This is a genomic window from Acidisarcina sp., from assembly GCA_035539175.1.
Lineage (GTDB): Bacteria > Acidobacteriota > Terriglobia > Terriglobales > Acidobacteriaceae > JANXZS01.
The window spans coordinates 96,351-116,250 of the sequence record DATLIY010000007.1 but is presented as its reverse complement, the minus strand read 5'-3'; the positions used below and the strand labels follow the sequence as shown (position 1 = coordinate 116,250).

Here is a 19,900-nt window from a genome sequence, read left to right as displayed (position 1 = left end):
GGTGGGTTCAAAAGACCGCGCCGCACACGGCAGCGGCGAAGGGCCTGTGAAGCTGTGGCAGGCATGATCCAGATTTGTGTTGCGGATGACAAGGAGATTGAGATGAATCGAGTTGTGAAGGGGTTGGCCCTGCTGGTTCTCGCTGCCAGTGCGCCTTGTTTCGCCCAGTGCAGTGGAGCCGCGGATGGGATGCTTTCTGGGTTGACCAAGCCGCACGACTATACGCAGAGGCGCGTGTCCAGCTATGACCGGACAGGCGCGAACGCGGATGCGCGCCCTATCCCTCCAGGGGAGACCCTGACGCTGATGGACGACGCGGGGCCGGGAGTCATTACCCATGTGTGGATCACTATCGCCTCCGGTGAGATGTACCACTTGAAGAAGCTTGTGCTCCGGGCTTATTGGGACGGGGAAGCAAGCCCCAGTATTGAGACGCCAATCGGCGACTTCTTCGGCCTGGGACTGGGAGATTACGTGCTCTACCAGTCGGTCCCGCTGGCGGTCGCTCCGGATAAGGCTCTCAACTCCTTTTTCCCCATGCCTTTCCAGAAGCATGCGCGGATCACTGTGACGAATGAAGGGAAGGAACGGGTTCACGCGTTCTACTTCAACATTGACTACCAGCATTGCAATCAGCCGCTGGCTTCGGACACGATGTACTTCCACGCACAGTACAGGCAGGCTACTCCCGCCAAAGGCTGGACCAGCGATTGGAAGAGTAACGGAGACCCTCTTGTCAATCAGAAGACAAACCTGAATGGCGAGGGCAACTACACATGGCTGGAAGCCACAGGCAAGGGCCACTTTGTCGGCGTGACAATGTCGGTTCTGCAGAATCAGGATGCATGGTTTGGAGAAGGCGACGATATGTTCTTTATCGACGGCGAGCATACTCCTTCCATCAATGGCACTGGAACGGAGGACTACTTCCTTGGCGCCTGGGACTTCGGAGATCATGCATTTTCCTATGGGTTGTTTGGCGCGCCGGTAAAGGGTGTCGAACGCGCTGGTGGCCGGTATTCGCTCTATCGCTTCCACCTGGATTCACCGATCCCGTTTAACAAGTCCCTTGTGGCAGGAATCGAGCATGGCAATGCCAACCATCGTTCGGATAACTTCTTCTCCGTGGCCTACTGGTATCAGACGGAGCCGCACGCGAAGTTTCCCGCGCTCCCGTCAGTGGAGGATCGGTTGCCGAGGCTCTATCCCGTGGGCGGTCCAGGGAGTGTTCAAAAATAGACTTGCTTGACACCGTATAACTTGGGGGCAGGAAAACAGCAGCGCCAGTTTTCCTACCCCCAAGCTGACTGCGCCTGCGATACACGAATCCCCGCGCCCGTGCAGGCATGGCGTCCTGCCCGTACGATTCGCCTTTGAGCGTCGAAGGCAATAGAATCACTCAAACCACAGTGACTCCATTTTCTACGGCTCCAATTCGCAATACGTGTGTGCCCGCGGTACCCCGCCGCCGCTGGAGGATCGCATTCCTGTTGGGACTGGGCGTGCTGGTCAACTACTTTGACCGGGTAAACCTCTCCGTCTCGCAGGGCGCGCTGCACGCGGAGTTTGGCATCTCCATCGTTACCTTCGGATATCTACTAAGCGCCTACAACCTGACATATGCGCTGCTGCAGCTTCCGGTCGGAGTGCTGCTCGATCGCTTCGGGGTGAAGAAGGTCGGGCGCTTCAGCACACTCATCTGGAGTCTGGCATCGTTTGGTGCAGCGGCTTCGACAGGAGTTACGGGGTTGTTTTCCTCGCGATTTCTGCTGGGAGTTGGGGAGGCTCCCACATTCCCGGCCAACGCAAAGGCCGTTGGCTACTGGTTTCCGCGGCAGGAGCGGAGCCTGGCGACAGCGATCTTCGATGCCGCGGCAAAGTTTTCTTCAGCGATTGGCGTTCCCGTGATCGGGATTCTGCTGCTGCACTTCGGCTGGCGCTGGAGTTTCACTGCAACGGGCTTCATCAGCTTTGCGTATTTTCTGCTGTTTTGTGGGATGTATCGCAATCCCAGCGAAGATAGCAAGCTCTCAGATGAGGAGCGGCGCTTTCTGGTGGAAGGGGGCGCACAGGCAGAGCGACCCGCCGGGGCAGCGAAGAGTGTATCGCTTGGGTACCTGCTGCGCCAGCGGAAGGTAATTGGCCTGGCGCTGGGTTTTGCCGCCTATAACTACACCTTCTATCTGCTGCTGACCTGGCTGCCGAGCTACCTGTCGATGGCCATGCACATTTCTCTGTTGCACTCGGTCACGTACACCAGTGTTCCATGGGCGTTTGCGACAATTACGGATCTGTTTGTCGGGGGCTGGCTGGTGGATGCGCTTGTCCGGCGCGGCTGGAACGAATCGCGGGTGCGGCAGATTGTGCTGGTAACAGGTACGAGCCTGGGGCTGGGAATTCTGGGCGCAGCGTATTCGCACACCCCACAGGCGGCTCTCTTCTGGATCAGCCTGTCCATTGGGGGACTGGGAGCGGCGGCGCCCGTGGCGTGGTCTATTCCTTCCCTGATCGCGCCGCGCGAGAGCGTAGGAAAGGTGGGCGGGATCATTAATTTCGGCAACCAGATCGCAGCGATTGCCGCGCCGATCTTCACCGGCTACATTGCAGCGATAACGCACTCCTTCGCATGGGCCTTTGCAACCGCTGCCGTGTTTCTGCTGATTGGCGTTGCAGGATATGTGCTGCTGCTGGGCCGCATCGAGACCATACCCGAGGCGGCGTAAACGTCTCTCGAAGCCTGCGGCGCGGGATCAGCGCGCTGCGTAGTGCTGGGACTCCCCGGTGCGGGCGTTGAAGACTTCCATGCTGTTATCGGGATGGACGGTCAGCTTCAGGTAATAGCCGCTATCGGCTCCCGGGAGGTTGGCTATGTAGGGTACTGCGGTATTGTGCGCGGTGCCGCCCTCCTCCGAATAGTGAAGCTGCCAAAGGCGCTCAAGGCCGGGAGCCTGCTGCACTCTATCGATAATGCGAGGGGTTCCGCCTTTCTTCGCTCCGTTATCCATGATCGCAATGCGTGATTGAATCGCGCCCATCAGTGCAGGCGAGGTGCTCTGCTCCCAGCCATGATGGGAGACGATGTAGACATCGATCTTGCCCACCTTGTTCACTGGGCACATCAACTGCATCTCTTTGTCGGCGGTGAGGTCTCCCAGATCGAGCACGCGCACCTTGCCGAAGGTAAGCAGAAGTCCGAGGGAGCGAGCGTTCTCCGTAACGTCGTCAGGGTAGGATGCGGCTGAGTTGCAATAGGAGTTCGCCGCGCCACTGCCCTCTATCGGGTGGTCGATGAGATTTCCATCAGAGCTGACCACGGTTGCATGCAGGCCCTGGATGGGGAGCGTATCGCCAGGCTTTACGACGAGGCGCTTGCCGTGCGTCGCCAGGATCTTCTGGTAGATTTCCCAGTTCTGTTCGGTGTCTGCGTCCGCTGTCTCACGGTTTGGGCCGTGGTCGATAAAGGTACCCACCGGAATGCGTTCCACTAGTTGGGGCACTCCGCCGATATGATCGTTGTGATAGTGGGTAATGAGAACGTAGTCGATCCGGTTGAGGCCTGCGAGTTTGGCGGCTGCAACGATACGGTCCGCATCGCGGCCGTTGTTGCCGGCCCACCCGGTATCAATCAGCAAGGATTCATGCGCGGGAGTGACGAAAAGCGTGGCCTGACCGCCCTCGACATCGATGAAGTAGACCTGGAGCGCGCCTTTGGCGGCTGCGGCGGAGGTTTGAGGGCAGAGAGCAAGCGCCATCATCAGCGTCACGGCCAGCGCCGCGGTTTCCCCAGCGGCTTTTGCCTGTTGAATTTTCGAGAGCCACAGAGCGATGCGCTTCATTCAATCCTTCCTCGAGTGCGGCGGCAGATGGTGACCGCATCCGACTCATAACGGGTCAGTGGGCGTGAGCACAACCTTCATCAGATTGGGTTCATGCGCATAGAGCCGTTGAAACCACCGTGGCCCTTCTTCGAGCGGAGCGATGGCGGTGATGAGCGGCTGGACGCGAATGGCTCCGCTCGATAGCAGTTCGATGGCGCGAGGATATTCTCCTGCGGAGGCAGCCGATCCCTGCAGGCGAATCTGGCGGGTGACAACTTGCTGCAGTGGCAGCGTGACCTCGGGCGTGATGTTGCCGACGAGGGTGACGGTGCCTCCCTTGCGAACACTGGAGATGGCAGCGCGAACCGTGAGATCCAGGCCGACCGCCTCGACGACTGCATCGACTCCTGCTCCATCGGTGCGCCGGAGGATCTCCGCTGCCAGGTCGTCGCCTGAGAGTTGCAACGTTGCATCGGCTCCGAGTTCCTTCGCCAATTTGAGTCGGGAGGAATCGACGTCCGCGACGAGGACGCTGGGAAAACCCTCCGCGCGAAGGGCCTGTAGCGTGAGGATGCCGATCATTCCCGCGCCGATGACCAGAGCGGTGTTCTGCGGCTGGGTGTGGGAGAGAGACGCCGCATGCAGGGCAACCGAAGTGGCCTCGAGCATGGCTGCCTCAGCAAAAGAGAGGTTATCCGGCAGGCGGTAGAGGATGCGCTCGGGTACCAGAACATATTCAGCAAAAGCACCTGCGCGGCGGTACTCCTCGGTGGAGACTCCTAGCACCTGTCGGTTATCGCACAGGTTGACCATGCCCTGCAGGCAGAAGCGGCAGTGTCCGCAGTAGATGGTGGAATCGAAGGTGACGCGATCGCCGACGGCATAGTCGTGGACTCCTTCGCCTACTGCGGCAATGGTGCCCGCGGCCTCGTGTCCCATAACGATGGGTGGGATGCGACGGCCAGACGAGCCATCATACCCATGAACATCGCTGCCGCAGATGCCACAGGCGGCGACGCGAACCAGAACCTCTCCCACGGCGGGGATAGGCTGGGGCAGGTCGGCAATTTCCAGTTGTTTATAAGCAGAGAGCAGCAGAGACTTCATGATTCTTGAAGATTCCTCACGCCTGCAAGTCTGCCACATCCGTCCGGTGTCCGGCTACCGCACTGGATAGCGCATGGCCAGGCCAGACCCTGCCGTTCCTCGCAGCAGATGAAATTTATGAGATTGCCGGTGTGCACCGGCGCGGAATTAAGGGAGGATAGTATCCACGGATGCAATCTGGCAAAGCAGGTGCCCATCCACGAGGACCCATTTTACAATAGGAAATAGTTTCTCAAAGAGGGTGGATCGAGAGGGAACGCACGTGAGTGAAGACATCAATCGACTGAGTGAAGATCAGATACGAAAGATCGTGCGGCGAGCGATCAACGAATGCCTGCCCGTGCCAAGCACCGCGAGTCTTTCGCCGCAAGAGGCAACAGAACTATTCCATTCACCCGAGGCGCTGACTCTCAAGCGAGAGATCATCGATGCTGGACGCAAGCTGTGGCATCGTCAGTATGTGGATGGCAACGGGGGAAACATTTCGGCGCGAATCTCCCCCGGATATGTGATCTCCTCACCGACTCTTTGCAGCAAGGGCGATCTGCGTATCGAAGACCTCTCGCTCGTCGACCTAGAGAACAACCGCATCTGCGGCGATCGCCCTCACACCAGCGAGATCCTCTTGCATCTGGAGATCTACAAAGCGGTCCCGCAGGCCAAAGCAGTCATCCATTGCCATCCGCCTTATGCCACGGCACATGCTGTCGCCGGAGTGGTGCCTCCTGGCAACCTGATACCGGAACAGGAGGTCTTTATCGGGCCCGTTGCGTTGTCTCCCTATGAGACGCCGGGAACCAAGGCCTTTGCGCGCACAGTGCTGCCCTTTGTAAAGCATCACAATACGATCCTGCTGGCGAACCACGGCATCGTATGCTGGGCCGATACGGTAACGCATGCCGAATGGTACGTAGAAGTGATCGATACCTATTGCAAGACGGTGATGATTGCCTCGCAGCTGAAGCAGCCACTCAATGAGATTCCGCCGGACAAGATCACCGAACTTCTGGCCATCAAGAAGACGCTGGGATTGCCGGACGCGCGATTCGCCGGGGAAGAGGACAAGGAGCCAATGAATCGCGCAGTCAAGACGGCGATCAGCAAAGCATCCTTGACCGAGCGGCCATCGGAGAGCGAGATCGACCGGCTGGTGGATACGCTGAGCAGCGCTATCTTCGACTTCCTCGGAAAGTAGTCACACCACACCGCCATTCAGCGGCGGAACAATTCCTCTATGATGGTTGGTCAACTTAAATCAATCATGCCGCAGCCGTGATCGATCCACAGTCGCGACGTGGCATAGGAATGGAAAAATGCCAATACCGTGTCAGAGAAGTGGGAAGTGCCTGCTGGTGGCAGCGCTGTTCGCGTTGTTGTCCGCGAGCGCTGCATGGTCCGAGGTGAAGCTGCCTTCAATCTACGCCGATCACATGGTAGTGCAGCGCGGCATGCCCGTTGTTGTGCGTGGCAGTGCGAACCCAGGGGAGGCTGTCTCGGTTACATTTCGTGGTGCAACGCGGAAAGCCGTCGCAGACAAATTCGGACTGTGGGAGGTTGGACTGCCCGCAGGCATCGCCGGAGGCCCCTTCACCATGGATGTGGTGGCCAGCAACACAGTTACATTTTCCGATGTGCTGGTGGGCGATGTGTGGGTTGCGTCGGGACAATCCAACATGGAGTTCCCCATGAGCCGGGTGAGAAACGCAGCGGAGGAGTTAAAGACCGCAGACCGTCCGAATATCCGGCTGTTCCATGTGGAGAAGGCTGCGTCGCAGTATGCATTAGATGATGTAACCGCGAAGACCTGGGTGGCATGCACACCGGAGACGGTTACGGATTTTTCAGCAGTGGCCTTCTTCTTCGCCAAAGATGTTCAAGCCGATCAGAAGGTTCCGTTAGGTCTGATTGAGGCGGATTGGGGAGGAACCCCCGCAGAGGCATGGACAAGTATGCGGGCGCTCTCCGCCGATGCCTCGCTGATGCCGGTCTTCTCCGAATGGGGAAAAATGACCGACGCACAATCTCATCGCATGCGGGAACTGGACTACGAAAAGCACGCGCGAGAGGCAGCGAAAGCGGAGGGCAAGCCGGAGCCGAGGTTTCCCTGGCACCCTGAAATTCGCTCCTATGCTCCGGGTGAGCTATGGAACGCGATGATTGCCCCACTCACGCACTTTCCCATTCGCGGAGTGATCTGGTATCAGGGCGAGACGAACTCCGCCGTGGGACGCTGGCCCATTTACAGCCATCTGTTTCAGACCATGATTCGCGACTGGAGACATAGCTGGGGCCAGGGCGATTTCCCGTTCCTCTTTGTGCAGATATCGAGCTACCACTCGCCCGAGGAGAATTGGCCCGAGGCTCGCGATGCCCAACGTCGCGTGCTGGCACTGAGAAATACGGCGATGGCGGTGACGATCGATATCGGCAACCCCGACGATGTACATCCCACCAATAAGCAGGACGTAGGTGCACGGCTGGCGCTGGCGGCCCGAGCCCTCGCCTATAACGAGACACTGGAGTACTCCGGTCCGCTGTACCGCATGGTTTCTCCCGAGGAAGGTGGTTTGCGGGTATGGTTTGACCACAGCGCGGGTCTGGTTGCGAAGGGCGGTGCTCCCCGGGGATTTGAGATTGCCGGGGCCGACCGGAAGTTCGTAAAAGCACAGGCGCGGATCGATGGGCAGTCGGTCGTCGTGTCCAGCGCAGAGGTGGCCGAACCGGAGTATGTGCGCTACTCCTGGAGCGAGGTTCCGGATGGAAACCTCTACAACGCCGCAGGCTTACCGGCTTCACCCTTTGTATCGGATTAAATTGCAGAGATGTGCGCCCGGGCCTGCAAGCCGATTTGGATGCAGGCCCAGCCCGTCAAAATGTTCAGTTACTCGGTCAGATGGTACATGACGGAGGCGTGGGGTTTGAGCGTTATGGCGAGGGACTTGGCGGGTCCAAGATCCTTGGGCTGCCATAGGTCGCGCACTCTGTAGCTGGAGGCTTTCAGTTCGAGATCCTTCCAAGCGTAGTGGATACTCTGGTCCGCGTCTCCTGTATTGAAGATTGCAAGGTAGTGTCCTTTGCCACTCTCCGGCTGAGCCAGCCAAATGACAGTGTTGGCCGTCTCGACTACAGGATGGTTTCCGGTTGAGTGCTGGTCGATGGCGAGAATTTCGCGATTGGTGAGCAGCGGAGTGAGCGAGGCTCCGCTCTCGGCAAAGTTGGAGCCGATGAAGAGGGGCGAGCGGAAGATGGCCCATAGATTGAGCAGCGTGTGCTGCTCGTCCGGAGTAAGGTTGGAGTCGCGCGCAGGCCCCCATCCGGGTATCGGGCCGAGATGGCCTACAGGCAGCATATCTGCATCTGGCCAATGGCCGGGCTGTGCACGTCCAGCCCACGCGGCTGTCAGCGCAAACTGATCCCACACACCCTGCGGAAACCAGTCCTTGACCCCGGTGTGCTTCCACTGATCCCACACGTCATTAGAGATCCGCCACATCTGCGCATACTTGCTGAGCTCGGCCTGCTTGTCCAGCGGAGTGGGGCCGGGGGACAGGCTGAGGACGATGGGACGTCCCGTCTTCTGCAGCGCCAGGCTCATCATGCGAATCTCATCGTCCTTATATGGCGAAGAGATGCAGTCCACCTTGATGAAGTCCAGGCCCCATCCGGCATAGAGCTGAGCGAGCGAATCGTAGTACGCCTGTCCGGCAGCATTGGCTTTAAGGCCGTAGTTGTCCGGATTCCAGGCACAGGTGTCGCTCTTGTCGGCGGCATCGGCAGCGTGGAAGGACGAGCCGGCGATGGGGAGATTCTTCTCGACCGCATCGCGGGGGATCCCGCGAATAATGTGGATGCCGAACTTCAGGCCGAGTGCGTGGACGGAGTCAGCGATCGGCTTGAATCCAGCGCCATTGGCGGAGGAAGGGAAACGCATCTCGGAGGGCATGTACCTGCCATCCTTGCTGAGCGTGTACTCCCATGCAGGCTTGCCCTGATTCTCCGGGTGGTTGAGATACCATCCCTCGTCGATGACGACATACTGCCAGCCGTATGCCTTGAGATTCCTGCTGAACCAATCGACATTGGTTTTGAACTGCGCCTCGGTGATGGTAAGTCCATAGGAATCCCAACTGTTCCAGCCCATCGGCGGAGTGGCGGCGAGAATCTGGCTGCTTGCCGTGGATGGCAAGGAGACGGTGCCGAGGAAGAGCGCGAGAACAAGGGCTGTGCGTCGCATAGAGACGAGCCTTTCGGAGAGCATGCACAGATGTCGCGGAAACAGTCAGGTAGCAGCGACCATCCATCTTAAAGGCATGCAGGGAGGCCCGCAGCAATATCTCAAAAGCCGGGGCGATGGGCGACGGGAGCTTGGAGTTACTTTTGAGGTTTATAGCTGTTGCAGCTGACCTCAATCTTGTTGCTGCTGGTGCAGCTCCATTCCGGATCGTTGCCCAAACCAGCCTGCGGACCCTCGGGATAGAACACCATAAGCTTGCGGTCACTAATCCATTCGAGCTTTATGTCGCGTGGATCGCTCCGCGACGTGAAGGCGACAAGGTGGTCCACTCCAAGGATCGCATGCACCATAACCGAGGTGTGGAAGGGGTTGGCAGGACCGCCGTGGAACTCCTCCACGCTGGCAGCGTAGCGGTGATCCGGACTCACTATAGCCGGGAAGCGATGGCTGGCGATTACGATGTATCCATAGAGCGCCACGGAGAGAGTGCTGCAAACCAGGATTGCCCATCGCAGCGGCTGCAGGATCCAGCGAACGGCTTTGGGCCGAGGCGCGATCCACTGGCCGGATTTGCCTGCGACAACGATCAGCAGGACGAACAGGAAAACAGGCAAAAGCTCGTGAAGATCCAAGACCTCACTCCCAGGGTAACGGATACTTCTACGCTTAGTTTACATAGTCGTGCATCCTTACAGGCTATTCCAGCAGGTGCAGCAGCCTCTCCAGTTGCTGCTTCATCCCGGCGACTTCGGCTTGCAGGGAGGCGACCTGCTCTTCCAGCGCCTGGACGCGGTCTGGGGTAGAACTGGAGCTTTTTCCTGAGGACGACGGCGTCTCAGCGGCCTCCACCTCGCCAGAGAAGAGGTGGATATAGCGAGCCTCCTTGGTGCCCGCCTGGCGCGGCAAGGCCTTGACGAGCGGAGGGTCTCGCTCGATGAGGCGATTCAGCGCCGTCTGGACATCGCTGAGCTCGTCGAAGTGGAAGAGGCGCTCGCTTCTGCCGCGAATCTCGCCAACTGTCTGCGGGCCGCGAAGTAGCAGCACGCAGATGGCGGCCATCTCTGCCCGGCTGAAGTTGAAGGCCTCCTGCAGCCAGTGCTCATATTTGCTGACGCGGCCATCCGATCCGCGGGCGACTCCGGCAAGACGCTTCTCCTCCAGCCCATGCAGTGCCTGGCGGAGGTCCTCCTCGTCTAAGTCCATCACCGGCTCGCGGTTGGAGCGCTGGTTGCACGCATTCATCAGGGCGTTGAGCGAGAGGGGATAGTAATCCGGCGTCGTGATCTCTTTTTCAATCAACGCGCCGAGAGCACGCGCTTCCACCAGGGTGAGCAGGGGATTCATGATTCAGGCCTTTGTGAAGAGTGTTCGCGATCATGCTCCCCGCAAGCGCGAATAGCAAGATTGGCTAGAGTATTGAGGGGCATTTGCCGAATTGCTGCAGCAGGTCGTCGATCGTATCGGCGGTTTTGGAGCGCCACGTCTCCTCGGTCGTGTGTGTCAAACCGGAGGTGCTGGTCTCCTCTTCCCTGGTTACAAAGCTGAGGACACGATCCTCGGGATCATCGATCCAGTTGTTCTTGCCCTGCGATCGCGTGGAGCCGCGCTGCCACCCACGCGGTGTCAGGTGCCATTCCGTCCACTCGCGTCTTGCTGCCATGGAAGCATCGTAGCATCCCAGCCCGCGCCGTAGAATAGCTGCATGATTCGCGAAACCTTTCCTGTAGGACCGCTGCAATGCAACTGCACCATCCTGGGCGACGAGGTCAGCCACGAGGCCATCGTCATCGATCCCGGTGACAACATTCCCCAGATTTTGACGCGGTTGAAGAACCACAACCTGACGGTGAAGCAGATCCTCGTGACCCACGCACACATTGACCACGTTGGCGGTGCGCTGCAGTTAAAGCGACTGACCGGAGCGCCGATTTTCCTGAATGAGCGCGATCTGCCACTGCTCAAGATGATGAACATGCAGGCAGGATGGCTGGGAGTCGCTCCGCCGGAGGTTGCCCCTCCAGATACCAGCCTGGAAGATGCCATGACGGTTGGGCTGGCAGCCTATCCTGCACAGGTGCTGCATACGCCAGGGCACACGCAAGGGAGCGTCTGTCTCCACTTTGCGCCGCAGAATCTGCTGATTGCAGGAGACACGCTGTTTGCCGGATCGATTGGGCGCACCGATCTCCCGGGTGGCAATTCGAGCCAGATCATCGAATCGATCCATGACCGTTTGCTGGTGCTTCCGCCTGAGACGCAGGTGATTCCCGGTCACGGCCCAGAGACAACGATCGGGGTAGAGGCAGCCCGTAACCCATTTCTTGTATAGATAAGATGCTTATAATGAAATAGATGAGCACGAATATCTAACGTGACTCTTGAAAGAATTAGCAGGAAAGGCCCCATTAAGGTCGAAACAGATGTTAATGCGGATAGTAAATATAATGTATCCATGCAGATACGTTCAATATATAAAGTATAAGTTTAGGGGATCAAGAAAGGTAGCATCTATTTTTTAGATTCCTTCTTGACAAGTTGCAGCAGCCCGTGAATTCCCTGGAAGAAATCCGCAGGGATGGTCAGCAGGCTGACGACGAGCCAGCCGGACTCAGGGAATCCGAAGAAGTATCCCGGGTGTAGAGAGATGCCTTCCGCGAGCAGTGCAATGGCAGTCTCTTCGTCCGGCCGGATGGCTGGAATGCGAAGCACCGCATACCAACCTCCCTCGATCACGAGCTGCGAGACGAGTGTCTGCGTTTCGAGCAATTCGTGCAAAACACCTAGATTCTCTGCAACACGTCTGCGAATCTGCTCCTGAATCCGGTCGCTGGTGTCGAGCCAATCGGGCAACGCGTGCTGGACCGGTGCGTTCATGGAGAGGAATGTGTCAGCAATGATCTCCAGTCGATCCTGAGCAAGATGCCTCTCCGGTTCGGGGCCGAGGCAGGCGATCCAGGCAGCCTTCATCTGTGGTAATCCGGCCACTTTGCTCAATCCGCTGAGGACGAAGGTGAGGACGGGAGATGGGCCCTGGGCAAAGCTGTGTGCAACGGCGGAGCGATCGAGTCCGTAATCGAGAAAAACCTCATCGACGATGAGTGCCAATCCGTGTTCCCGGCAAAGGCGCTCCAGCATCTCCCGCTCCCACGGCTTGGTGAAGTGTCCGGTGGGATTGTTGGGATTGACCAACGCAATGGCCCGGGTGCGAGGGGTAATGCGCTGGCGCAGCGATTCCTCATCCATCTGCCAGCCATGGTCATAGATCAGCGGATAGGGAATCAGGCGCACATCATCGAGCACAGCGAGAAAGTCGAAGAGCGGATAGCTGGGCTGTGCGATCAGGACCTCATCGCCGCCGTCGCAGAGCAGCCGGAAGACCCAGCTATAGGCTTCGCTGGTACCGGTGGTAAGAAAGATCTGCTGCGGTTCCAGGCTGGCCTGGTGCGCCGAATAATACTTGCAAACCGCCTCCCGTGCCGTAAGCATGCCGCGTGGATTGGGATCGTAATCCAATGCGGCGGGGTTCGCGAGCGGCGCCAGAAGAGACCCCGCGTTATAGGCGAAGCCGCAGTGGGTAGGGTTCGACGCGGTGAGGTCGAGCACGGGGCGTCCCGAGTGCTGCAGCTCCCGCAGAGCCTTTGCCAGGGCGGTCTCCATGACGTCCCAATTCGTGCGCTTTGAAAATGCGATTCCCAATGGATTCTCTCCCGATGTCTTTTCAAGCGGGTGTCATCACAGATAGCAAGCTCTCTCCCGCATAATAAAGAGGTTACTTTGTGATTCCACCCGGAGTATTTCATGGATCTTCGTGCTGTTGTTTTTGACTATGGGATGGTGCTGAGTGCGCCGCTGGACCCGCAGGCCCGCCGAGGGATGATCGCAACGACTGGCTTGTCGCCGGAGGTATTCGATCACTATTACTGGTCCAATCGTCACGACTTTGACCGTGGTGCGCTGGATGGTCAAGCGTATTGGCAAAAGATCGCCAGAGATACCGATATTCGCTTGTCGGAGGAGCAGGTCAACCATCTCTTAACTCTGGATGCCTATGGCTGGATGTCGCTGAATGAGCCAGCTCTGGCGTGGGCGCAGCAGGTACAGGCAGCGGGAATGAAGACCGGAATCCTCTCGAACATCGGCGACACTCAGGTGGTGGAGATGAAGAGGCAGTTTGGCTGGCTGAAGGATTTCAACCACTGCACCTGGTCCTACGAGCTGAAAATGGCGAAGCCCGAGCCGGAGATATATCGTTACACCGTGGCGAAGCTCGGAGTGGCCCCGGAGCAGGCCCTTTTTCTCGATGACCGGGCAGAGAATATACGCGGTGCAGAGTCTGTGGGGATGTGCGGATTTGTCTTCCGCAACATGCAGCAATTGGTGGAGGATCTGAAGGCGCACGGCTTGGACCGGCTTCTTCCGATACCGCTGGCGCTGGATCCGCAGGCAGTCTAGAAGGGAATCGATGGGGGACGAAAAGAAAGCATTACCGCTCGCAGGAGGAGCCAAGGAGCCAATCGTCTATGCCAAGGAGCCGCCCTGGCCCGCGCTCCTGGGGTTGCTGGCGGTAGGTGGATTAAGCCTTTCGTTGCCCGAGGAGCTCACAGTGGGACCGAAATGGCTGCTGCTGGTGCTGATCGTGGCTCTCTGGGTTCCATCGATCCTCGCGCATCGCGCCAAGCGATTTGGTGTCAGCCATTTTCTAGGCTATATGTTGAGCGGCGTGATCACGCTGGCCATGGTCCTCTCCCTGGCATCTCTGGTCCGGGCGCTGCCGGCTCACAAGGAGGCCCCGACCGATCTGCTTCTCTCTGCAGGGGCGCTGTGGATTACCAATATTCTGGTGTTTGCCTCGTGGTATTGGCGCCTGGATGCCGGCGGGCCGCACGCACGGTCGCTGCGCGAGGTGCACTCGGATGGGGCGTTCCTCTTCCCACAGATGACGCAGCACACAGGCCGGGGAGCCGCAGCCGCGATGGCCTGGCGACCAGGATTTGTGGATTATCTATTTCTTGCCTTCAATACCAGCACGGCGCTCTCCCCGGCCGATACGGGTGTGCTATCGCGCTGGGCAAAGGGGCTGATGATGGTGCAGTCGATGATTTCGCTGGCCACGATTGCGCTGCTGGCGGCGCGGGCCGTAAATATCCTGTGATCGGTTGGAGTCCCCCGGAGAGCTTTCACCCCGAGGGACTCCGGAAATGCCCTAGATGCCCTGATGGCTGGTCGCGGATTTACTGCGAGCCTCGCCGGGGATGGGGATCTGCTCCACGATTTCAAGGTCGAAGCCCTCGAGCGCAGGGATGTGCGTCGGCGTATTGGAGAGCAGGCGGATCTTACGGATGTTGAGGTCCGAAAGAATCTGGCCGCCGAGACCCACCGCGCGGAGGATCCGCTGGTTGCGTTCTTCGCGCTGCTCCAGTGCACGCAGCTCGCGATGAAAGACGATTCGACCCGCGTCCGGGTTCGTGCGGTCAATCTCAAATCCTCGGCTGGTGTTGTGCAGGTAAACGAGCGCACCACGGCCTGCTTCGGCAATAGCCCTGAGCGAGCGCTGCATGACGGAGTAGCAATCGCAACTTGTTGCTCCGAAGATGTCTCCCTCCGTGCAACGAGAGTGGACGCGCACCAGTACCGGCTCAGTGGAGGAAGCTACGTCTCCCTTGACGAGCGCCACGTGGCTTTCGCCGCCGTCGACTTCGCTCTCATAGGCGATCATGCGGAAGTCGCCAAATTCGGTGGGCAGCGTATTCTCCGCTACGCGATAAATGTAGCGCTCATGCTGGAGCCGATAGCGAATCAGTTCTGCGACGGTAAGAATCCTGAGGCCGTGTTCGTTGCAGAATTCGATAAGGTCAGGGACACGGGCCATCGTGCCGTCGTTCTTCATGATCTCGCAGATCACACCGGCAGGGATAAGGCCAGCCATCCGAGCGAGATCGACGGAAGCCTCCGTCTGCCCTGCGCGTACAAGAACTCCGCCGCGGCGTGCACGCAAAGGAAAGACGTGGCCAGGGCGTGCCAGGTCATTCGCCGAGGAATGCGGATCGATGGCGACCTTGATCGTGTGTGCGCGATCGTAGGCGGAGATGCCGGTCGTGACGCCTTCGCGCGCCTCGATGCTCTCTGTGAACGCCGTTCCAAAGCGCGAGGAATTCTGTTGGGTCATCGGACCGAGACGGAGATAATCGGCCCGCTCCTCGGTAAGGGTGAGGCAGATGAGTCCGCGGCCATGGATGGCCATGAAGTTGATGGCTTCCGGAGTCACGAATTCCGCGGCGAGAGTGAGGTCGCCTTCGTTCTCACGGTCCTCATCGTCGACAACCACAATCATGCGTCCGGCTTTGAATTCCTCTAACGCTCCGGGCACATCGATAAAGGGTGGCTTGGATTGCATTGATTCATTTTATGCTCGCCACGGTGAAACGCCAGTGAGATCCGACACACTATCTCGAACAGTTCTCCTTCTGCTGCATGCAGAATGCGCAGGGAGGACTGGTCCGTTGACTTCGTCCGGACACAGAAACGCCGCTCGGATGGGAGCGGCGTTTCCTAACTCAGCAAAAACAGCGGGAGCTAGAGAGTGGATTCGATCTCAAAACCCCAGGCTTCCAGAAGCGCCTCGGGGATGTACTTGGAGTTCTTGTTGCGGCGAGCCCACTCGCGCAACCGCGTGGAACGAATATATTGATCCGGGGTGAGCTTGAACTCCTTGACGATCTGCTCGAATGAGGTCACGGTCGGAACCACGGGACCGATGGGCTCCGGTTTACCCCAGTTAGGATTACCTCGACGCTTTGCCATTTTGATCAGTTTTCCTTTTGCTGAATAGTGACTACGAAGGTCCGGGGAACGGTAAGCCGCTCCGGTGGGTCACAAACATCTCATTATAAGTATTTTTTATCCAAAAAACAATAGCTTTCGGGTGTGAGTAAGATACAATTCTGCCTGCAACCGGCATCGACCTCTCTTTTCAAAGTGCTTAGATAGAAGAGGATGCACCGCTGGCTCTCAAATCACAGCTCCAAGGCGAGAAACTGGCACTTGGACCGGCCATAACAACCATTCGCCACTCTTTAGACGCATCCTACCTGCGATTTGGTGCAAGACGGCCAGAAGTTTCGTCTGACCTGTCCAAGTGACGGAAATCGTACTCGTCAGGATGGAATTGCACTATGCTGGACGGTGAGCGATCAACAGGGACTCGGCGATATCCTCGCCAATGCGGTAACACATGGTCTAGGGGCAGTGCTTGCGGTCGCCGGGGCGGCTGAGTTGATTGTAGCTTCGGCTCATGGCAATGCCTGGAAGATTGTTAGCTGTTCCATCTTCGGCGCCACACTGATTCTGGTCTACGTATGCTCCACGCTGTACCACTCCCTGATTCGCACTCGCGCCCGGCATCTCCTTAGAATCCTCGATCACTCCTCAATCTACCTTTTGATCGCTGGCACGTATACGCCGTTCACACTCGTATGTCTGCGCGGGCGGGTAGGGTGGGCTCTGTTGGCTGCGGTGTGGACGCTGGCCGTGGCCGGAGTGGTGTTCAAAAGCATTGCGGTGGATCGATACCAGATTCTTTCTGCCGTTGTGTACATCGGCATGGGCTGGCTGGTGATCTTTGCTACCGGGCCGCTGGTTCGCGCGGTGACGTGGCATGGAGCAGCGTGGCTGCTGGCCGGTGGCCTCTGCTATACCGGCGGAGTCTTCTTTTTCGCGCTGGACCGGGTGCCATTTTTTCATGGGATATGGCACCTATTTGTGCTGGCCGGCAGCGCCTTCCACTACTTCGCGGTATGGTTCTACGTTTTGCCCCACGCGGCCTAAAAGACCGCCGCGAGACGTTGATGGCGATACGTTGGGACGAAAGTGTATTACACTCCTTGGCGACGCAATTTCAGCATTGAAACCTTTCCCAAATGGAGGAATTTGTCCATGCGTATCCCTGCTGGCTGGTTTACGTTGGCGCTGGCTTGTCTTGTTGCTGCTCCCGCAGCGGTCGCCCAGTTGCTGCCGTCCGATCTCAAGTGTGAATCCCTAACCAACCCTGCGGGGATCGACGCCACCGCACCACGCCTGAGCTGGCTGCTGGAGTCTTCGGATACCAAGGCGCACAACAAGAAGCAGACCGCGTATCAGATCCTGGTTGCGGGCAGCGAAGAGGCGCTCCAGGGTGACAAGGGAGATTTGTGGGATAGCGGCAAAGTCGCGTCCGGGAACTCCATCCAGATTCAGTATGCGGGGAAGCCGCTGACGTCTCGCGAGGCTGCATGGTGGAAGGTCCGCTCCTGGGATGAGTCGGGCGCGGCCTCGAACTGGAGTGCGCCGGCACATTGGTCGATGGGGTTGCTGAGCGAGACCGATTGGAAGGCGAAGTGGATCGGGCTGGACATGGAAGCGACGCCGGAACAGCGGATTGGGGACGAAATACATCGCACCTTGCCGGCGCGCATGCTGCGCAAGGAGTTCCACGCCCATGGACCGGTGAAGCAGGCAACCGCATATATCAGCGGACTCGGCATCTTTGAGCTCTCGCTGAACGGCCGGAAGGTGAGCGACGAGGTGCTCGCGCCCGCGCTGAGCGACTACGAGAAGCGGGTCTACTATCGCACCTACGATGTGACCTCCCAGGTGAAACAGGGCGCCAATGCGATTGGCGTAATGCTGGGCAGCGGACGCTTCTACGCGCTGCGGCCGAAAGACAAAAACTTCGGATTTCCAAAGCTGTTGATGCAACTCGATGTGACCTATGCGGATGGCAGCACAGAGACCATCGCAACGGATGAGAGCTGGAAGCTGACGGCCGATGGCCCGATTACCGCGCAGAATGAATATGACGGCGAGCGCTACGACGCGCGGAAGGAGCAGACGGGCTGGAACACCGCTGGGTTCAACGACTCTGCCTGGCGGCCTGCGGAGCTGGTCACGCCTCCGGCAGGAGTGTTGGCGGCGCAGGAGATCGCTCCGATCCGCGTAACAGAGACGCTGAAGCCGAAGGCGATCAGCGAGCCTGCCCCCGGCGTCTACATCTTCGACATGGGGCAGAACATGGTGGGGTGGACGCGTCTCACGGTGTCTGGGCCAAAAGGGACAGCGGTCACGCTGGCTCACGCCGAAACGCTGAAGCCGGATGGAACGTTGTACACAGCGAATCTCCGCTCGGCGAATGCCCAGGATATCTACACGCTGAAGGGAGAGGGAACGGAGGTCTATGAGCCTCGCTTCACGTATCACGGGTTCCGTTACGTGCAGGTGACCGGCTATCCGGGCAAGCCCACGCTGGCGACGCTGACGGGTCAGGTGGTGCACGACGACATGACTCCGATCGACGACTTCACCACTTCGAACGAGCTGCTCAACAGCATCCATCACAATATTCTGTGGGGAGCCAAGGGTAACTATCGCAGTATGCCGACGGACTGCCCGCAGCGCGATGAGCGGCAGGGTTGGCTGGGCGATCGCGGAGCATCCAGCTTGGGAGAGTCGTATCTCTTCGATGTCTCGGCACTCTACTCCAAGTGGATGACGGATGTGGCGGATTCACAGCGTGCTGACGGAGCTTTGCCCGATGTTGCGCCTCCTTACTGGAGTGTTTACAACGACGATGTGACCTGGCCATACGCATTCCTGTCCATCCATCGAATGCTCTACGAGCAGTACGGAGACAAACACAGTATCGAGCGCGACTATCCGGCGATGCAGAAGTGGATGACGCGCATGGAGTCGTTCGTGAAGGAGGGCATCACCGCAAAGGACACCTATGGCGACTGGTGTGTCCCGCCAGAGTCACCCGATCTGATCCACTCAAAGGATCCCTTAAGGAAGACGGAGGGGTCGTTGCTGGCGACGGCATATTTCTACAGCGCGGCGCGGCTGATGGCGGAGAATGCATCCTTGTTGAGCAAGCCGCAGGATGCGGCGGAATACAACGAGCTTGCGGACCGCCTTAAAGTATCCTTCAACCGCAAATACTTCCATGCGGAGACGAACCAGTACGCGAACGATTCGCAGACTTCCAGCATCCTGCCGCTGGCGTTTGGGCTGGTTCCCGACGGTGCCCGCAGTGCGGTCTTCGAGCAACTGGTAAAGAAGATCGAGGAGCAGAACAAGGGACACGTTGGAACGGGATTGCTCGGCGCGCAATTTCTGATGCGGACGCTTACCGAGAACGGGCGGCCCGATCTCGCTTATGAGATTGCCGCGCAGGATACCTATCCCAGCTGGGGCTACATGGTTCGGCAGGGAGCGACAACCGTGTGGGAGCTGTGGAATGGGAATACAGCGAATCCGGAGATGAACTCTGGCAATCACATGATGCTGGTGGGCGATCTGAATATCTGGTTCTATGAGGATCTTGCCGGAATCAAGCCAGACCCAGTGCAGCCGGGCTTTCAGCACTTCCTCATCCGGCCTTCGACGGTGGAGAAGCTGTCGTTTGTTCGCGCCTCGCATCTGTCGCCTTATGGAAAGATCGTTTCGTCGTGGAAGCGCGATGGATCGCGGCTGACACTGGATGTGACGGTTCCCGTGAATACGACAGCGACGGTATATGTACCCTCTGCATCGGCCGATGGGGTGAAGGTGAACGGCAAGCTCGCCTCTGCTCAGGCGGATGTGAAATTTGTGAGGGCGGAAGCGGGAGCAGCCGTCTACGAAGTAGGCTCGGGTCAATATACGTTTGTCACACAAAACCTGGGCGGCGTAGCTCGCAAGTAAGATGAGGACCGCGCAGATAGCAGGAGAA

General features: G+C 58.5%; 18 protein-coding genes. 9 read left to right on the top strand and 9 right to left on the bottom strand.

What is annotated here, in order from left to right; all coding sequences use genetic code 11:
* The first annotated feature begins 102 nt into the window (after positions 1-102).
* Together VM554_03170 and VM554_03165 are read left to right on the top strand one after the other, a co-directional pair.
* Positions 103-1,239 (top strand): glycoside hydrolase family 172 protein, encoded by a 1,137-nt coding sequence (locus VM554_03170; protein ID HVJ07357.1) that lies wholly within the window; start codon positions 103-105, stop codon positions 1,237-1,239.
* Positions 1,240-1,448: 209 nt separating this feature from the next.
* Complete coding sequence (locus tag VM554_03165) at positions 1,449-2,723, top strand: MFS transporter (GenBank protein ID HVJ07356.1); 1,275 nt, start codon at positions 1,449-1,451, stop codon at positions 2,721-2,723.
* Positions 2,724-2,750: 27 nt separating this feature from the next.
* Here the strand turns inward: VM554_03165 and VM554_03160 are convergent, their stop codons facing one another.
* Both VM554_03160 and VM554_03155 read right to left on the bottom strand, forming a co-directional pair.
* Positions 2,751-3,836 carry an MBL fold metallo-hydrolase gene (locus VM554_03160; GenBank protein ID HVJ07355.1) on the bottom strand — a complete coding sequence of 362 codons (1,086 nt, stop codon included), beginning with the start codon at positions 3,834-3,836 and terminating at the stop codon, positions 2,751-2,753.
* Between the two features lie 45 nt (positions 3,837-3,881).
* A complete protein-coding gene (locus VM554_03155) occupies positions 3,882-4,925 on the bottom strand; it encodes a galactitol-1-phosphate 5-dehydrogenase (protein ID HVJ07354.1) in 1,044 nt (347 codons plus the stop codon).
* A 262-nt stretch (positions 4,926-5,187) separates the two neighbouring features.
* Between VM554_03155 and VM554_03150 the strand changes: the two genes are divergently transcribed.
* Both VM554_03150 and VM554_03145 read left to right on the top strand, forming a co-directional pair.
* Complete coding sequence (locus VM554_03150; GenBank protein HVJ07353.1) at positions 5,188-6,120, top strand: class II aldolase/adducin family protein; 933 nt, start codon at positions 5,188-5,190, stop codon at positions 6,118-6,120.
* A 157-nt stretch (positions 6,121-6,277) separates the two neighbouring features.
* Entirely contained in the window at positions 6,278-7,738 is a 1,461-nt protein-coding gene (locus tag VM554_03145) for a sialate O-acetylesterase (GenBank protein HVJ07352.1), read from the top strand.
* A gap of 68 nt (positions 7,739-7,806) precedes the next feature.
* Here VM554_03145 and VM554_03140 read toward each other — a convergent pair whose 3' ends face one another.
* The 4 genes from VM554_03140 to VM554_03125 all read right to left on the bottom strand — a co-directional run bounded on the left by VM554_03140 (position 7,807) and on the right by VM554_03125 (position 10,819).
* Positions 7,807-9,159, bottom strand: a complete 1,353-nt coding sequence (locus VM554_03140; protein ID HVJ07351.1) for a glycoside hydrolase family 27 protein — start codon at positions 9,157-9,159, stop codon at positions 7,807-7,809.
* 137 nt (positions 9,160-9,296) lie between these two features.
* On the bottom strand, positions 9,297-9,791 hold the full coding sequence (locus tag VM554_03135) for a hypothetical protein (GenBank protein HVJ07350.1): 495 nt from the start codon (positions 9,789-9,791) through the stop codon (positions 9,297-9,299).
* A 64-nt stretch (positions 9,792-9,855) separates the two neighbouring features.
* On the bottom strand, positions 9,856-10,503 hold the full coding sequence (locus VM554_03130) for a YceH family protein (GenBank protein ID HVJ07349.1): 648 nt from the start codon (positions 10,501-10,503) through the stop codon (positions 9,856-9,858).
* Positions 10,504-10,567: 64 nt separating this feature from the next.
* A complete protein-coding gene (locus VM554_03125) occupies positions 10,568-10,819 on the bottom strand; it encodes a hypothetical protein (protein ID HVJ07348.1) in 252 nt (83 codons plus the stop codon).
* 42 nt (positions 10,820-10,861) lie between these two features.
* Between VM554_03125 and VM554_03120 the strand changes: the two genes are divergently transcribed.
* Positions 10,862-11,488: an MBL fold metallo-hydrolase gene (locus VM554_03120; GenBank protein HVJ07347.1), complete on the top strand. Its 627-nt coding sequence runs from the start codon at positions 10,862-10,864 to the stop codon at positions 11,486-11,488.
* Positions 11,489-11,667: 179 nt separating this feature from the next.
* Here VM554_03120 and VM554_03115 read toward each other — a convergent pair whose 3' ends face one another.
* Entirely contained in the window at positions 11,668-12,855 is a 1,188-nt protein-coding gene (locus VM554_03115) for a pyridoxal phosphate-dependent aminotransferase (protein ID HVJ07346.1), read from the bottom strand.
* 102 nt (positions 12,856-12,957) lie between these two features.
* On the opposite strand from VM554_03115, the gene VM554_03110 reads away from it, so the two are divergent.
* Positions 12,958-13,611 (top strand): HAD family phosphatase, encoded by a 654-nt coding sequence (locus VM554_03110; GenBank protein HVJ07345.1) that lies wholly within the window; start codon positions 12,958-12,960, stop codon positions 13,609-13,611.
* Between the two features lie 10 nt (positions 13,612-13,621).
* Positions 13,622-14,311 (top strand): hypothetical protein, encoded by a 690-nt coding sequence (locus VM554_03105; protein HVJ07344.1) that lies wholly within the window; start codon positions 13,622-13,624, stop codon positions 14,309-14,311.
* 51 nt (positions 14,312-14,362) lie between these two features.
* Here VM554_03105 and ribB read toward each other — a convergent pair whose 3' ends face one another.
* Entirely contained in the window at positions 14,363-15,553 is a 1,191-nt protein-coding gene (ribB, locus tag VM554_03100; GenBank protein HVJ07343.1) for a 3,4-dihydroxy-2-butanone-4-phosphate synthase, read from the bottom strand.
* 179 nt (positions 15,554-15,732) lie between these two features.
* Positions 15,733-15,960 carry a hypothetical protein gene (locus VM554_03095; protein HVJ07342.1) on the bottom strand — a complete coding sequence of 76 codons (228 nt, stop codon included), beginning with the start codon at positions 15,958-15,960 and terminating at the stop codon, positions 15,733-15,735.
* 381 nt (positions 15,961-16,341) lie between these two features.
* Here VM554_03095 and VM554_03090 point away from each other — a divergent pair, with 381 nt between their 5' ends.
* On the top strand, positions 16,342-16,983 hold the full coding sequence (locus VM554_03090; GenBank protein ID HVJ07341.1) for a hemolysin III family protein: 642 nt from the start codon (positions 16,342-16,344) through the stop codon (positions 16,981-16,983).
* Between the two features lie 108 nt (positions 16,984-17,091).
* A complete protein-coding gene (locus VM554_03085; protein HVJ07340.1) occupies positions 17,092-19,872 on the top strand; it encodes a glycoside hydrolase family 78 protein in 2,781 nt (926 codons plus the stop codon).
* Positions 19,873-19,900 lie beyond the last annotated feature (28 nt).

What these genes read in the sequence shown, in the direction of transcription:
- VM554_03170 (HVJ07357.1), top strand. Translation starts at nt 103, where the DNA reads ATGAATCGAGTTGTGAAGGGGTTGGCCCTGCTGGTTCTCGCTGCCAGT.
- VM554_03160 (HVJ07355.1), bottom strand. Translation starts at nt 3,836, where the DNA reads ATGAAGCGCATCGCTCTGTGGCTCTCGAAAATTCAACAGGCAAAAGCC.
- VM554_03155 (HVJ07354.1), bottom strand. Translation starts at nt 4,925, where the DNA reads ATGAAGTCTCTGCTGCTCTCTGCTTATAAACAACTGGAAATTGCCGAC.
- VM554_03140 (HVJ07351.1), bottom strand. Translation starts at nt 9,159, where the DNA reads ATGCGACGCACAGCCCTTGTTCTCGCGCTCTTCCTCGGCACCGTCTCC.
- VM554_03130 (HVJ07349.1), bottom strand. Translation starts at nt 10,503, where the DNA reads ATGAATCCCCTGCTCACCCTGGTGGAAGCGCGTGCTCTCGGCGCGTTG.
- VM554_03125 (HVJ07348.1), bottom strand. Translation starts at nt 10,819, where the DNA reads ATGGCAGCAAGACGCGAGTGGACGGAATGGCACCTGACACCGCGTGGG.
- VM554_03120 (HVJ07347.1), top strand. Translation starts at nt 10,862, where the DNA reads ATGATTCGCGAAACCTTTCCTGTAGGACCGCTGCAATGCAACTGCACC.
- VM554_03110 (HVJ07345.1), top strand. Translation starts at nt 12,958, where the DNA reads ATGGATCTTCGTGCTGTTGTTTTTGACTATGGGATGGTGCTGAGTGCG.
- VM554_03105 (HVJ07344.1), top strand. Translation starts at nt 13,622, where the DNA reads ATGGGGGACGAAAAGAAAGCATTACCGCTCGCAGGAGGAGCCAAGGAG.
- ribB (HVJ07343.1), bottom strand. Translation starts at nt 15,553, where the DNA reads ATGCAATCCAAGCCACCCTTTATCGATGTGCCCGGAGCGTTAGAGGAA.
- VM554_03095 (HVJ07342.1), bottom strand. Translation starts at nt 15,960, where the DNA reads ATGGCAAAGCGTCGAGGTAATCCTAACTGGGGTAAACCGGAGCCCATC.
- VM554_03085 (HVJ07340.1), top strand. Translation starts at nt 17,092, where the DNA reads ATGCGTATCCCTGCTGGCTGGTTTACGTTGGCGCTGGCTTGTCTTGTT.